The sequence below is a fragment of the Spirosoma aerolatum genome (assembly GCF_002056795.1).
GTDB classification, from domain to species: domain Bacteria; phylum Bacteroidota; class Bacteroidia; order Cytophagales; family Spirosomataceae; genus Spirosoma; species Spirosoma aerolatum.
Genome location: NZ_CP020104.1, coordinates 2,397,946 through 2,413,667 on the forward strand (window position 1 = coordinate 2,397,946; position 15,722 = coordinate 2,413,667).

Below are 15,722 nucleotides of genomic sequence, written 5' to 3' on the forward strand. Positions count from 1 at the left end.
TCGTCATTATATGGTCATTTGCTTCGTGGCATTGTAATAAACCAATGCCACGAAGCAAATGACTATTTTTTAAAATGTAAGGCCAAGTTTAAAACCAACCGGAATCACCCAGGGAGTTACGTTATAGCGCTCGATACCTTGTTTGAACTGCGTACCGGCCTGTGCACCGGCCTGCGGCTGGAAGGCCATCTCTGGATCGACGTTGATTTTAGCGGCAGTCCACAGAATAATGTTCCGGCTATAGATCGAGAAGTTCGCATTTTGCAGGCCAATCGACTTCACGAAACGGGCAGGAATGTCGTAACCGAGCGAGATTTCACGCAGTTTAACAAACGATGCATCGAAGGTAGCAGCCCGGGTAAACGACCAGGGGTAGTTGTCGCCATACGGAATAATTTTGGTCCCTGCGCCACCCAGATTTTCGGTATAGCCGGTTATGTTTCCGTTGGCGTCATACTGAGCAATAACCCCTGGATTGAATACGCCATAGGCATACGTTTTGCCGCCAAACTCGAATGGATAACCACCATACTCGGCCGTTGGCCCACCCACAATCGGGAAATAATTGCCGTGAATCTTGATGTACTGATCGGCGTTTTCGACCAGCCAGTTACGAAGGGCATCACCCGAGCGACCACCTGGATTGATCAGGTTGTCGAGGAACCGCTGCGACCGTAAATCAGACTCCATATACCGGTAGGTTTGCGATACGAAGTCACCACCTGCCCGCCAATCGAGCGACAGATTGAGGGTGAAGCCTTTGTAGGAAAGCGAGCTTTGTGCACCCAGTATGAAATTGGGGTTGAAATTGCCAATTTTATTCTTGACCGTGGTTGCACTTCTGCTCTGCCACGAACCATCGTTATCCAGAATTGGGTAGCCGTAATAAGGTGATTTAGGATCGGTAACGGTAATGATTTCAGCATCGTAAATATCGCCGACTTTGTCGCCTACATAGGTCCAGGCACCGCCTTTGGCATCTGTCCAGAGCGTATAGTAAGGAATGCCTTCTGCCAGCTCTTTGATACGGGTAACATTCTTGGTAAAGTTCGTGGTCAGATCCCAGCGTAAGCCGCCTTTGTCGATGATCGTTCCACCGAGCGACAGTTCGACCCCTTTACTTTCGAGCAAACCAGCGTTGATGTTCTTGGTTGTAAAGCCGCTGGATGGGGCAATCTGCGAAGGCAGAATCTGGTTGCGGTTTTCCGATACATAATACGTTCCTGAGAAACGGAGCCGGTTGCGGAACATGTTATAGTCAATCCCGACTTCGTATGAGGTTGCTATTTCTGGTTTTAAATCAGGAAGCAGGATGCTGCCCGACTTGCTTAAACGGGTTACACCATTCCAGGCACCGGCATCGGCCAGGGTAGGATAGAGGCTGTAGGGGTTGGCGTCATTCCCCACCTGAGCTACACCCGCCCGAACTTTAAACAGATCGACCGTAGAAGGCATATGCACCATCTCATTCAGCAGCAGGCTCAGTGAAGCCGATGGGTAGAAGTAGGAGCGGTTGTTGACCGGAAGCGTGCTTGACCAGTCGTTTCGGGCCGTCACATCCAGGTAGATCATGTCCTTGAAGCCAAAGTTGGCCGTACCATACACGCTGTAGATGGCCTTTTTATACAGATAATTGCTGTAGTTGATATTGGCCGTGGCAATGTTCTGGATCGTGTATAGCCCCGGAATAATCAGACCTGCGCCGTTTTTGCTGCTGGTGTTGATATCCGTCGACTGCGAATAGCGGTTGTTGCCCCCTGCCGATACAACCACACTGAGCGCATTGAACCGTTTGGTGTAGGTCGCCAGGAAATCAACGTTGCGTTCGTAGCGTTTCAGGTTGATCAGGCCATAAGCACCGTTGGGTTCGCCCGTGTAGCTTTTCGCGATTTTGGTTTCACGCTGTTCATTATAGGTGTCAAGCGCATAACGACCCATCAGTTTGATGTCGGGGGTGATTTGCCATTCGGCTTTCATGTTTCCGAATACCCGATCACGTACGAAGCTGTTGTTGACTTCATACGCCAGGAACCACGGGTTGTTGTAGTTGCCAATGCTCTGCGATTTCTGCTGAAGGCCTTCTTTGCCAGGCACCCAGTAGTCGCGCAGGTCGTTGATGTCGATATGCGAACCAACGGCGTAGGCCCACTGTAATGGATTGGTTCCCCGTTCACCGGCAGGCCGGTTATTGGAATTGCTGCGGCTGAAGTCGAGGTTGGTGCTGAAGGTTACTTTATTGCTCACCCGTACCGACGAGTTGATGGCCAGCGTATTCTTGAACAGGTCAGAGTTCGGGACAATACCCCGGCTGCTCATGTTCGAATACGAAAGCCGGTAGGTGACTTTATCGTTGTTGTTCGATATCGACACTCCGTTGGTGCTGGTAATACCCGTCCGAACGAAATCGCGGATGTTGTTCGGGTGCGAAACCAGCGGAGTCGGAATGGGCTTACCGTCTGTACCAATCGGGCTGTTCCATTGAATAGCGTTGTAGCCTTTGTCCAGTTCCGGCCCTACACCCCCCGCCGAACTTTCGTCGATCTGGAGAATGCCGCCCGGGTAGGGGTTGGAGTCGGGTGTAAACGGTAGAATACCCGTGGCAAATTTGGTTCCCATTTTCAGGTACTTATATGGCTGATCGAAAACAGTATTCGACGAAACGTTTACCGTCATTTTCTGTGATTTCGACCCACTTTTGGTGGTGATCAGTACCACGCCGTTGGCTGCCCGGGAGCCATATAGAGCAGCAGCGCTGGGACCTTTCAGGATGGAAATGTTTTCAACATCTTCCGGGTTAATGTCCGAAATAGCGTTTCCGTAATCGACTCGGTTGTCGTTACCAATCTGGCTAACGTTATTTAAGGAGTTGGCAATCGGAACACCATCCACAACGAACAGGGGCTGGTTGTCGTTGTTGAGCGATTTGGCTCCCCGAATGATCATGCTCACCGATGAACCCGAAGGACCCGTTGAACTGATTTGTACACCCGGTACACGACCTGCCAGTGAGTTCAATACGTTTTCCTGCGCTATCCGGCTCAGGTCTTTACCCTGAACTTCGCCAACGGCATACCCCAGCGAACGGGCTTCCCGCTTGATACCTAATGCCGTTACGACTACTTCGCCGAGCACTTCGTTGTTTTCCACCAGGGATACATCGATCACCGATTTATTACCAACGGGTATTTCCTGGGTTTTATGCCCAATAAACGAGAAGACGAGTACGGCGTTATCGCCATTGACCGTAATGGCGTATTTGCCCGACTGATCGGTAACGGTTCCTAACTGGGTTCCTTTAATCAGGACATTGGCTCCGGCAACGGGCTGGCTGGTTGTTGCCAGGGTAACCGTTCCCATAATGGTTTTGGCCGGTTTTGTTTTGGCCAGCGCGTGCATGCAGCATGCTCCTATCAGCAACGTGATGGTCAGAGAATGCCTCAGAATAAACTGAAAAGTAGAATGTGTGTTCATGCGTGTTCAGTTATGAGGGGTTCAATAAAATACATGGGAAAATGTAGGATGACCGAATGAACGATTTCCAGCTCAGTCTGAACTAGTTGGCGCATCGGGTTCCGGGGCTGGGTTTTGTTGGGTTATGAGTTGATTAAAATAGGTTTCCAGTACGTCTGAATAGGCCTGTCGCGCCTGGTCGTCATGCAGACCAGCCAGGAATTCATCCAGTTCGGCTCTCGACAGTTTATTGTTGAGTAGCTGTTTGATTAGATAGCGGCTGCCCTGATTAGCCATGGCCTTTCCGTTCGACAGTTTGTCAGTAGTACTTGGAAAAACGGCGAAAAGACTATCGGGGCATCGTGTATTTTTTGGAAAAGAGAGTGGGGATGGCGGTGGGCGCTGGCTGTCGGGACAACGCACGTGCCGTTTCTAAAGAAGAGCAAAGTCAATTCGTTCCCGAAGAAGTTGTTTGGCCTTTACGAGTTGATTTTTGACGGTATTTTTTGAAATGTTGAGTAGTTCAGCAATTTCCTGATACGATTTTCCATCTTCTACATTCATCCGCAAAATCAGCTTCCGTTTTTCGGAAAGTGCGCTCACGGCCGATTGTACCAGGTTAAACTGGGCTTCCTGACTCTCCGGCGATTCGTCATGGGCCTCCTGCATCCGTTCCAGATAACGCTGCTTTAGAAACTGCGCTTTTTCAACCTGTTTCAGATAATCGAAAGCCTGGTTTCGCAGACAGGTAAATAAATAGGAGTTGAAATTAAGGCTGGGGTTGATGGTCGATCGACGTTCCCAAATCTTAATAAATACATCATGAACCAAGTTTTCAGCTTCTTCCTGATCTTTTAAAATTGACAGGCAGAAACGGAGCGAAGGGGTACGGTAGTGTTTGTATAGTTTCGCAAAAGCTGCCTGATCGCCAAGAACAACCTTGCTTAGAATGGAATCGATGGAGTAATTAATAGCCATATGCAGAAAAGTAAGGTGGGTAATAGGCGATAAACCAGAAAAACAATTGTGATTGAATGGTCTGTAGAATTTTTATAACTAATTTAAGTTCAAATGCCGAATAAAATTTTGACATTACTCGCCGAAGGATTTGTCTATAAAAGTTTACAAATCCTTCATAATATCTTAACATACACCATCGAAGCCAAATTATATTTGGATTCTGCGCCACTATCGAGACAAATATAGAAGAGTGTATTTCAAAAGAATTTCGCACTTTGCGTAAAATAACCGTCATTTTGCGCAGGGCTTTTTAATTTAGCCAAACAGGCTGTAAAAGCTATCCTGCTGCGCTTTTGATAAGCTCTAATAGGTTGGGTGAAAAGGAGAAAGGCCCGTCGTTTGGGTTGTCTGCTGGCAGGTTGGTACCAAATTTTCGGTGCGTTCTAGTAGCCTAATGAATCAGAATGCCCGTATAACTGGTGTATAGGCCCCTGTTTACCCTATGCGGTTGGCTTCTCCTCGCTTTAGATGAACGTGTGTATCACCTATCGGTCCTGGTTTTCGGTATGCGTCATGCTTATGACCTGCTGGCTAGTCTATGCCTGTCGGTCGGGTTGGGGAACGGCCCTGCAGGATATGAACAGCCGTTATCAGGACCAGGCTTTTGAACAGGAATACCACGAGGCTTATCCGCTGGTTGTGAATGGCCAGTCAGTAGCGGTGCGTCGAATCACGGTCGATTCGCAATCGACGATCTGGATCGCATCAGCCGCCGGTGTGTTTATGAAGAGCGCTGCACAGCCCAATTGGGTAAGTTTGCCATTTCCTACCGAGCAGGGTCCGGCTTATGCGGTAGCCGTCGATCAGCAATCAACGGTTTGGCTAGGCATGTGGAACGGGCTTTTTCGGTATAGGGACCAGCAACTCGAACGGCTCGATGGCCCTGTAGGACCGATTTCGGAACTTTGTGCGGCCCCGGAAGGCGTGTATGCGCTGGGGCCAGCGGGTGTGTGGCTAATCAATAAGCAGGGTTGCCAGAAAAAGTCCTATTCGCTGCCCCGATCCATCCGGCGGGTAATATCGGATAGGCAGGGGAGACTTTGGGTGGCTACCGATGTGGGGCTGTATCATATTGACGATACCCAAACCCGGATCTTTCAACGTCCTGACGAATTGTTGAGTGCTTCTGTTCGAGGAATAGCCCTGGATCAACAAAGGAATGTCTGGGTAGGGGGCTTGGGTGGTGTCACGGTTTTGGGGCAGGATAAGCCGATGCAAACGCTGGAACCAAAGCAGGGTATCCCGTCGAGTTATGTGAACTGTGTGAGTCAGGCACCCGACGGGCGTATGTGGGTAGGTACAGATGTAGGCGTTGTCAGGTATAGTCCCGATGGTAGTCATTCGCTGCGGTTTACCCGACGTTGGCTGCTCGATGATCGGGTCGAAGATGTTGCCTTTGATGCGCAGGGAACGGCCTGGGTGGCTACGGCTGGCGGAGTAAGCGCCATTCGACGGCGGTCCATGACGTTGGCCCAGAAACAGGATTATTTCTACGATGTGCTCATGAAACGGCATATTCGATTGCCTTGGATTGCCGGACAATGCCGACTAAAACAACCAGGTGATATAAGCACCTGGGAACCGGATGATGACGATAATGATGGCGAGTATACCGGCAATTACCTGGCGATGGAAGCCTTTCGGTACGCAGCTACGCATGACCCGGACGCGAAAGCCAACGCAAAGAAAGCATTTAATTTCCTGAAACTTCTTCAGGAGGTGACGGGAACGGACGGCTTTTTTGCGCGTACAATCGTTCCGGCCAACTGGACGCATGTAGACGATACCAACCGGACCTACACCCCGCAGGAACAAGCCGACGAACTGGTAAAAGAGCCTCGGTTTAAACCGGTTGAGGTACGATGGCGAAAATCGAAGGATGGGAAATGGCTCTGGAAAGGCGATACCAGCAGCGATGAGGTGTGTGGCCATATGATGGGCTATTATTTCTATTACGAACTGGTGGCCGACGAAGCCGAGAAGGCCGTGGTTCGCGCCCATGTAGCCCGGCTGGTCGACCACCTGATTGCCCATAATTTTACCCTGACAGACATCGACGGGAAGCCTACACGTTGGGGCGTGTGGTCGCCCGACATGCTCAACCGCAACCCCGACTGGGCACCGGATCGGGCACAAAATTCGATGGAGTTGCTGGCCTTTCTGAAACTGGCCTATTATATGACCGGGAAGCCGGTCTATGAGCAACATTACCGGAATCTGATCGATAAAGAAGGCTACCTGGACAATATGGCGCGTATCAAGGATCAGAATCCGGCCTGGTTTATCTATTTTGATGTGATGCTGGCGGCCTATGTCTATCCCATTCTGGTTCGTTGTGAGCAGGATCCCAAACTTCGGGCGTTTTACGAAGCCCATATGGACCAGTGGCTTCAACAACGGAAAGGCGATAAAAATCCACTCATCAACTTCCTGTACTGTTACTCCCGAAATAAATCGGTTGAACTGGCATCGTCCGTAGAGTTTTTGGTCGATACGCCACTCGATTTAGTAAACTGGACGGTCGATCATACGAAACGAGAGGATGTTCGGATTATTCGGACCCCAGTGCTCGACGAATGGCAGGTGAGTGAGTTACCACCGGCTAGCATTCGGACCGTTGTTCGTTGGGATAAAAATCCTTGGGCGGCTGTGAATGGTACGCCCGATATCGAACGGGAGCCCGTGTTCTGGCTACTGCCGTACTGGATGGGGCGATACCTGAAAATGATTCAATAATCTGTTGAAAAACAAAAATTTATGTGCATAGGAATAATTCGTAAACGTGTGGTAGGTGTGGTGCTTGGGGTATCGTTGGGGGTTCTGGCGAACGCCCAGTCGGTGTATCAGGACAAACCATTTCTTCAGGATTACAGCATTAAATATTATGTCGATAAGCCAGAGGCCAGTCTGGCCGGGTTGGCCTGCGACCGAAACGGGGTGATTCAACTGCTCGCGTCCAACGGGCTCATGCATCCATCGGGTGGGCAATTTCTGGTGCCGGGTAAAATTCTTCCCGATCAGACGTATCGGCCGATGAGTGATATGAAACTGGCCGCCATTGGGGAATATAACCACCAGCTTGTTTATCTCGATAATCGGGCGGTGTTGAGTAATGCCTGGGCAGGGAAACTGTTTACCGAACATCAACTTCCCCAGGCACGACTATTTGCGGGGGGAGCTGATTTTGCCTTTCTGGTTTCGGACGGGAAAGCACTGCATTTGGTAAAAGGTAAAGATATCCGCTGGAAAGGAACGATAGCTGATGATGAAGCCATCCAGATTCGGTATCAGCCTGGGGTCGATCTGTTCTGGATACTGGGTAAAAAAGCGCTTTACTCCCTGTCGGGCAAGTCACCCAAGCTGACTAAAGTGCTGGATGGGGCCAACTTCACCGCATTCGATCTGGCGTCAAAAGGAACTAAGGTAGTGATCGGTACGACCGATGGGTATCTGGAAGTGGATGCTGTTGGGAAAAAGCCGTTGGGCACTGTTCATCGTAAACTGCCCGTAACAAACATTACGGCTGTTGCAGAGGTGAATGGGAAACTCTGGTTTGGATCGGCTCAGGGTGCCTTTGCCCTGCGTCTGGATGGCAAGTTCGACTATTACAATGGCGAGCGCTGGCTACCCGGCAACCAGGTCACACAGATTGCTGCTGGCCCGGCCAACTCCGTCCTGATTCTGACAACGGCTGGTCTGGCTAAAATTGAATCGAAATGGATGACACTCGCGGAAAAAGCCCAGTTCTATGATCGGCAGGTGCGGACCCGGCATATTCGGAATGGGTTCAATGCGTCGCTGGTTCACATGGAAAAAGGAAATCTGGAGAGCGGCTATATGGAAGATTCGGATAATGATGGCCTCTGGACGTCGATGTATCTGGGGGGTGAAGTTTTTCGGTATGCTGTCACCCAAGATAAGGAAGCACTCCAAAACTGCCGGGAATCGCTCGATGCTATGGAGCGGCTGTACACGGTTACACCCGTTCCGGGTTTTCCGGCTCGTTCGTTTGAACGGGCAGGCTATATCGACAAACTACACGATAAAGAACGCTGGCAGCATTCCCCGCAACCCGGTTGGGACTGGAAATCGACCACGAGCAGCGATGAAGTAATCGGGCACATTTTCGCGTTCGGAGCTATGGCTGAACTGGTCAATGACAAGGAGCTGAAAAGCCGCGCCATTACGCTGATCGATACGTTGATGAGTCACATTATTACGCATGATATGTACCTGATCGATTTCGATGGGAAACCAACCATGTGGGGGCGCTGGAACCCGGAATATGTGAATGCCTTTCCGATCAATGTAGGCGACCGGAAACTGAATTCGTCCAATATTGTGGCTATGCTCCAAACGGCCTATCACTTCACCCATAAAGAAAAGTATAAGAAGAAAGCGTTCGAGCTAATGCAGAAGCATGGCTATTTCGAGAACCTGATGCGACCCATGCGCATCATCGGTAAAGCTCCCGACAATGCCGATGAGCATAGCAAGCACATGTCAGATGGCTGGAACCATTCTGACGATGAGATGTACTTCGTGGGCTACTGGGGACTGTACCGGTATGCGTTAAACGATACGTTACGAGCTAATTTTAAGAAAGCCATTATCGATCATTGGGAAGTTGAACGGCCTGAAAAAGAAGGTGCCTGGAATATTTTCACGGCATTGACCGGGACTAAATCGTTCGATCTGCCCGAAGCTGTCTGGTATTTACGGGAGTTCCCGCTTGATATGATCGACTGGGAAATTCAGAACAGCCATCGTAAAGATATCGAATTGCTGCCCGACAACTTTCGGAGACAAACCACCAAAGAAGTCCTGCCTCCCGATGAGCGACCCATTCAGCGGCATAATGGCAATATGTTCAGTATGGATCGACTGCGGGGCAATGGTACTTCCGAACACAGTGCGGGCGATATCTGGCTGCTGCCCTACTGGATGGGCCGCTACCTGGGTGTGATCAGTGCCCCTATGCGATAATGAGCGAATGTGTGATTGAGTGATTGAGCGTTGAGCCGACTTCATATAGTAACAATGAATCTATTAACCCTTCTTAAACAATCTGGAACGAGTTGGCTATTCTGTGGAGCGCTCTTTCACTCATTCATGCTTTCGCTCGTTGTATCGGCTCAGCCGCCGGTTTATCGGGATATACCCTATACGCAGGATTATAGCATCAAGTACTATACGGCTGACACGACACTTCGGCTAAGCCATACCTGCACGGATCGAAATGGAGTGACTCAGGTCCTATCGGCCACTGGGTTGTTACATCCATCGGGGGGCAGTTTCAATATCCTGGAAAACTGGTAGCGGATCAAACGTATCGACCCGTTACCGATCGCAAACTGTCGGCATTAGGCCTTTACAACCAGCAATTAATTTACCTGGACAATACGGCCATAGTTAGCAATGCCTGGGCTGGGAAACTTTATATTGAGCATGGATTACCTGCCGCACGGCTGTTTTGTATAGGTTCTGATGAAGGTAGCCAGGTGTTTTCAGGAGCGATTTCGGATGGCGTTCGTATCCGGTTCTGGCAAAATGGCTCGCGCGTATGGGAAGGCCCGTTACCGCAGGACTCTGTAATCAGCCTCCAATATGAAGCCGCTCAGCAACGCTACTGGGTACTGGGAAAGCACTCTTTAAGTCTGCTGGACCCGAAAGCAGGTCGACTTCAGATGGTTTTTCAGAAACCGGGGCTAACCTGTTTTACCGTTTTCCAAAATAAGCTGTACATCGGTACTCACGACGGGTATCAGGTACTGGATGCTCGTTCGTTTGCACCCATTGGCGGGATTCAGACGAGGCTACCCTGGCCAGACCTCACCGCCATATCGGTACTACATGGGCAGTTGTGGTTTGGGTCAACCAGAGGGGCGTTTATGCTGCGTCAGGACGGTAAGTTCAACTACTATTATGGTGAACGCTGGCTACCCGGCAACACCGTAACGGCAGTTGGTGAAGGGGCCGGAGAAACCGTTTGTGTATTGACCAACAAGGGCCTGGGCGAAATTCACTTCGAGTCGATGACGCTGGAACAGAAAGCCTTGCGCTATGAACAGCAGGTTCGCCAACGGCACATCCGCTACGGCTTTAATTGTGATGTGACGACGATTCAGCATGGCGATCTGTCGACGGCGCAGATGGGACAACGGGATAGCGACAATCTCTGGACATCAATGTATCTGGTTAGTCAGTTGTTTCGCTATAAAGTGACCGGAAGTAAGGAAGCGTTACAAAACTGTCTGGAATCGTTCGAGGCTATGGAACGGCTATTTAGCATCACCGGAATGGACGGTTTTTTCGCGCGGGGTTTCGAACGGCGGGGGTATCATAAATTTGAGGCCAAAGCCTGGGATGGCGGACTTACCAACGGCTGGAATCATGCCAGCGACCCACAGTGGGATTGGCGCGGTACCACCAGTAGTGATCAGACCGTAGGCCAGCTATTTTGCCTTACGCTGATGGCCGAACTGATGGATGGCGACGTGAAAAAACGGGCCATTACGCTGATGGATGGGTTAATGAGCAACATCATCCGCCATAATTGGTATCTGATCGATGTGGATGGTAAACCTACGCTTTGGGGCAAATGGCATCCCGACTATGTCAACTCGTTTCCGATTTCAGTAGGCGACCGAAAAATCATGTCGTCCAATATCATTGCCTTTTTACAGGCCGCGTATCATTTTACCCGAAAGCCCATATACAAGCGGAAAGCCTATGAACTAATGCGGCAATACGGCTACCTGGATAACCTGATGCGGCCTATGAGCGAGATCGGAAAAGCTCCTCAGGGCGCTGGCGACTGGGCAAAGATGCTTTCGGAAGAATGGAACCACTCCGACGATGAAATGTATTTTCTGGCGTACTGGTGCCTGTATCCCTATGCGTTTACACCCGAGCTGAAAGAGAAATACCGGGAAGCTATCAAAGACCATTGGCTGGCAGAGCGTCCCGAAAAAGATGGTCTCTGGAATCTATGTTATGCCATGACGGGGGCAAAGACCTTCGATCTGCCCGAAACTGTCTGGTATTTGCAGGAATTTCCGCTCGATATGATCGAATGGCCCATGCTGAACAGCCACCGGAAAGACATTGATTTGATACCCGCCAATTTTCGGGGCCAGACCACAAAAGAGGTACTACCTCCCGACGAACGGCCCGAACTGAAGCACAATCGCAACCTGTTCAAACTGGATCGGCCGGGAAAAGCTGTTTCTGAGTTGAGCGCCGGTGATTCATTCCTGCTACCCTACTGGATGGGGCGCTATCTGGGTGTGATCAGCGCACCGATTGGGAGGTAAATAGCCGGATAGTTTACCACTTTCACGTTAATTTTTTGTGGCAAGTAGCCTGAATAGCGGAATAGACCGTAGTACGATAGGTGAAGTATAGTGCTTCATTTTTCTTGCTATTGATTCAATGAGCGGTACTACCAGTCTTCTGCAAAGGTTAAAAAATGGGCAAAATGTATACGGTACCTGTATCACCTCCACCGGTCCCATGTGGCCTAAAGCGGTAAAGCAGATCGGCCTTGACTTTGTTTTTATCGATACCGAGCACATTCCACTGGACAGGTCGGAACTGGCCCGGCTATGCCAGCAGTTTCGGGCGTATGACATTACCCCCATTGTCCGCATTCCCAGTCCCGACCCATATCTGACCTGTCAGGCTATTGATGGTGGGGCCATTGGCATCGTTGCTCCCTATCTCGAATCAGTCGAACAGGTGCAGACGCTGGTGGGCGCTACCAAATACCGTCCGCTGAAAGGCGAAAAACTGGCGGCTTACCTGAATGGTATCGAAACCCTGTCGCCCGAAATGGCTGCCTATATCGACGGTTACAATACCGACCAGATGTGCATTGCCAATATCGAAAGCGTACCGGCGATGAATCGACTTGACGAGATGCTGTCAGTGCCGGGTCTGGATGCGGTATTCATTGGCCCACACGATTTGTCGGTAAGCATGGAATTGCCGGAACAGTACGATCACCCTGATTTTGAGGCTGCTGTACGAACCATTATTCACAAAACCCGTCAGAAAGGGCTAGCCATCGGTATTCATTTCTCACTGGAACCAGAACGGCAAATCCGATGGATAGCCGAAGGGGCTAATATCGTTGTGCATAGCTTCGACATCGCCCTGTTTAGTCAGCGCCTTCGGCACGATATAGCCGTTATTAAAGAAGCAGTTGGCGATGAAAAGGGACCCAGTCAGTCCGATTCACTGATTATCTAACCTGACAATTAATGACTACAGCAACCCAGGCACTGTCGCCCATCTGGCGGCCGCAAGCCATAGTGTTAGGTGGCCTTGCGCTGTCGATTGGCTGGGGCATTCGGGGCAACTTCGGGCACGAATATGGAGCCGCTTTTGCTGGTTGTTTAGCCGCTATTGTCGTGGCGTTGCTATCGGGTCGGACCGACTGGCGGCAGCGGGTACTGTACTTTGCCTTTTTTGGCGCTATTGGCTGGGGATTTGGCGGGTCTATTTCCTACATGCAGGTCATTGCGTATACGCAAAGTGGTCAGTTCCTTTCGCAGTGGTACGGGTATGTCGGCTTGTTTTACATCGGGTTTTTATGGGCTGCTTTGGGCGGAGCCGGTACGGCGCTAGCGGCTGTCGCCGAGCATAAACGGTTGGTTGGCCTGTTCAAGCCAATACTGTTTCTGTTTGGAGCGTGGATTATTCAGGATATTATTGAAGACCCCATTGCCGAGTGGCTCCAGGCAGGTATTGGGTTCGATCATACGGCCGCTCGGCATAAAAGTCCGCTCTATTGGCTCGATGCCGATTACCTGGCGGCTTACACGGCTTTGCTGGCAATGGGCGTTTTCGATTTGACTGATCGATCTGAAAAAAACAGGCTATGGCTTCCTGCTCTTGCGGCCGTCGGAGCGGTTGTTGGCTGGGCTATTCAGGTGTTGTTACGCGTAGCGGGTCTGGATAAACTCTTGGCTTCGTGGCTAACCTATCCGTTGGGCGATCCAACCTATATCAGCCCCCAAACGGGGCAACGGGCTTTCGACGCGCATAATTTTCTGAATAACTGGCCGCAGTGGTTTGGCGATTATCCGCAGCATATTGGCTGGTTTATTGGGCTATTGTTGGGAGTTGCCGCCTATTTTGTCCGCTTTGGGAAATTTCGTCAGGGCGCATCGCTGATCGTCTACATGGCTGCTGGATGGCTACTTTTCTTCCTGGCCGTGCCTGTATTTGGAAGCATCGGCTTTGCCAACTATGGTGGCCTTCGGATGACACCGCCCCGTAGCGACGATTGGGCGGGGATCACGGGTGTTTTCATTGGGGCACTTCTCTGGTTCAGGCGGCATCAGTTAGAGGCTGTGGCTGCGGCTTCCGTTATCAGTGGTTTGATTGGTGGATTAGGATTTTCCGGTATACAATGGGTAAAACAACTGCTGATGGCACCCGGTAATCCGCGAATACTAACCGGACGCGGCCTTTCGCCCGATAGCGCTGAATTTAAAACCGTTGTGGTCAACTGGGCCAATTGGCAGCAGCAGAACTGGCATAGCTTTCTGGAACAGACATACGGCTTTGTGAACGGAATTGCTATCGTGGTTGCGCTGGGTTTTCTGGCAACGCGAGTGCCTATGCATCAGGATCGGCCAGTGGACGAACGGGGGCGATGGGCGTTGGGCATAGCGACCATATTCGTGTGGCTGGCCATTCCGTATGTCAACCTGGTCAAGAATGTCGAAGAATGGGGCAAGCAATTAAACCCAGACGTGTGGACCCGATCAATGACACGTCCCGACGGGTCAACAGAAACGACCACGGCTTTGTGGGATGCGCCGTATCTGGGCCGTTTACCCGGTATCGGTTCCTGGCAGTTGAGTCCGGCAGGTTGGTTCAACTTGACCTGGCTATTGCTGCTACTCCTCTTGATTATACTGATCCGCCGGCATTTTCGGGAGCCATTGTCGGTTATTCCAGTCTCCTGGCTTGGCCGTGGGCAACTACTCTTTTTAGTTCTGCTGTGGCTGATGGTCGTCGGGAATTTTGAACGGGCCCTGGTCGACTGGCATCCCCAGCGATTACTTACCGAGTGGGTAATTACGGTCAATGCCATTGCATCGACTCTGTTGGTACTGGTCATTCCGCACGAACAGGAACGGATCGCGATTTTGCCACCCGAATCATTTCAGCCGTTTTATCGCCAGGCGTGGCTACGAACGGTTGTGACGATTGGTCTGTCGGGTGTTTTCTTCGTGCTGACGAACCGGCTTGTTTATCCGTATCCGGCGCAGGAAGAGTCAGGCAATGCGATGCATACCCGGTTTGGGACAGAAGCCGATTGGCGTGCCAAACCGAATCTAAAAAATGCTGAACACAAATAGCGTTATGAAAATGATTATACAGACCTGTCTGATTGGGTGGCTAACCATTGCCAGGATCGCTTACGGACAAGCCCCCGAATTATCAGCAGATTCGATTACCTATTATCGGAAGGCATTGTCCGAAAAGCCTACAATCCGCGTATCGGCCCATCGAGGTAATACTGGGCTTGCTCCCGAAAATACGCTGGCTACGTTTCGCATTGCGTTACAACGGCAGGTTGACTACATTGAAATCGACGTCCGGACAACCAGGGATGGACAGCTTGTTATTCTGCATGATGGCAACCTCAACCGGACAACCAATGGTACAGGCCCTGCCGCCGAACGAACATTAGCCGAACTGAAGGAATTATCGGCTGGTAAAGGGGCGGGCGAATCATTTCGGGCCGAACGAATTCCTACGCTAGCGGAAGTATGCCAATTGGTGTCGGACTGGAACGCCCATCATCGCTCTCAAACCAACCTCTATGTCGATTGCAAAGCGGTGGCTCCGGAGCCGTTAGTTGCGATGCTAACTCAGTACGGTTTGCTGAACGATGCCGTCTTCTACGGCTCCGATACCTTTTTGCAATCGCTTCACAAGGTGGCTCCGAAGGCGAAATGTATGCCCTCGCTCCGAAAAAGCGACGAGTTGACGGCCAAAATCGCAGCCTTGCACCCGTATGCGTTCGATATAAACGCTACCGAATTGACAAAAGACCTGGTCGATCAACTGCATATGCAGGGGCTTCGGGTATTCGTAGATTTGCTGGATGAAGGCGATCGGCCAGAATACTACCAGAAAGCAGCGCAGTTGGGCGTCGATGTGATTCAAACCGACCATATTTTGACCGTCTATCGGACCCTAGCCCGCCGAGCGACGAAATAACTTAAAAC

10 protein-coding genes are annotated in these 15,722 nt (G+C 50.7%); 7 read left to right on the top strand and 3 right to left on the bottom strand.

The features are described from left to right. Nucleotides 1-69: 69 nt before the first annotated feature. The 3 genes from B5M13_RS09655 to B5M13_RS09665 form a co-directional block, all read right to left on the bottom strand. A complete protein-coding gene (locus tag B5M13_RS09655) occupies nt 70-3,471 on the bottom strand; it encodes a SusC/RagA family TonB-linked outer membrane protein (RefSeq protein ID WP_170061109.1) in 3,402 nt (1,133 codons plus the stop codon). A 72-nt stretch (nt 3,472-3,543) separates the two neighbouring features. Further along, entirely contained in the window at nt 3,544-3,747 is a 204-nt protein-coding gene (locus B5M13_RS09660) for a hypothetical protein (protein WP_080055483.1), read from the bottom strand. Nucleotides 3,748-3,882: 135 nt separating this feature from the next. Then, entirely contained in the window at nt 3,883-4,428 is a 546-nt protein-coding gene (locus B5M13_RS09665; protein WP_179950483.1) for an RNA polymerase sigma factor, read from the bottom strand. A 510-nt stretch (nt 4,429-4,938) separates the two neighbouring features. Between B5M13_RS09665 and B5M13_RS09670 the strand changes: the two genes are divergently transcribed. The 7 genes from B5M13_RS09670 to B5M13_RS09695 all read left to right on the top strand — a co-directional run bounded on the left by B5M13_RS09670 (nt 4,939) and on the right by B5M13_RS09695 (nt 15,714). Then, nucleotides 4,939-7,206: a ligand-binding sensor domain-containing protein gene (locus B5M13_RS09670; RefSeq protein ID WP_080055484.1), complete on the top strand. Its 2,268-nt coding sequence runs from the start codon at nt 4,939-4,941 to the stop codon at nt 7,204-7,206. Nucleotides 7,207-7,227: 21 nt separating this feature from the next. Further along, nucleotides 7,228-9,456: a hypothetical protein gene (locus B5M13_RS09675; protein WP_080055485.1), complete on the top strand. Its 2,229-nt coding sequence runs from the start codon at nt 7,228-7,230 to the stop codon at nt 9,454-9,456. Nucleotides 9,457-9,510: 54 nt separating this feature from the next. After that, complete coding sequence (locus tag B5M13_RS34045) at nt 9,511-9,789, top strand: hypothetical protein (RefSeq protein ID WP_245859908.1); 279 nt, start codon at nt 9,511-9,513, stop codon at nt 9,787-9,789. Between the two features lie 182 nt (nt 9,790-9,971). Continuing rightward, the gene (locus tag B5M13_RS09680; protein WP_245859909.1) at nt 9,972-11,786 is read left to right on the top strand and encodes a hypothetical protein; all 1,815 of its coding nucleotides are present in this window, start codon (nt 9,972-9,974) and stop codon (nt 11,784-11,786) included. Between the two features lie 118 nt (nt 11,787-11,904). After that, on the top strand, nt 11,905-12,723 hold the full coding sequence (locus B5M13_RS09685) for an HpcH/HpaI aldolase family protein (protein WP_080055486.1): 819 nt from the start codon (nt 11,905-11,907) through the stop codon (nt 12,721-12,723). Nucleotides 12,724-12,734: 11 nt separating this feature from the next. Then, complete coding sequence (locus B5M13_RS09690; protein ID WP_080055487.1) at nt 12,735-14,846, top strand: hypothetical protein; 2,112 nt, start codon at nt 12,735-12,737, stop codon at nt 14,844-14,846. Between the two features lie 4 nt (nt 14,847-14,850). Next, on the top strand, nt 14,851-15,714 hold the full coding sequence (locus B5M13_RS09695; RefSeq protein ID WP_080055488.1) for a glycerophosphodiester phosphodiesterase family protein: 864 nt from the start codon (nt 14,851-14,853) through the stop codon (nt 15,712-15,714). Nucleotides 15,715-15,722 lie beyond the last annotated feature (8 nt).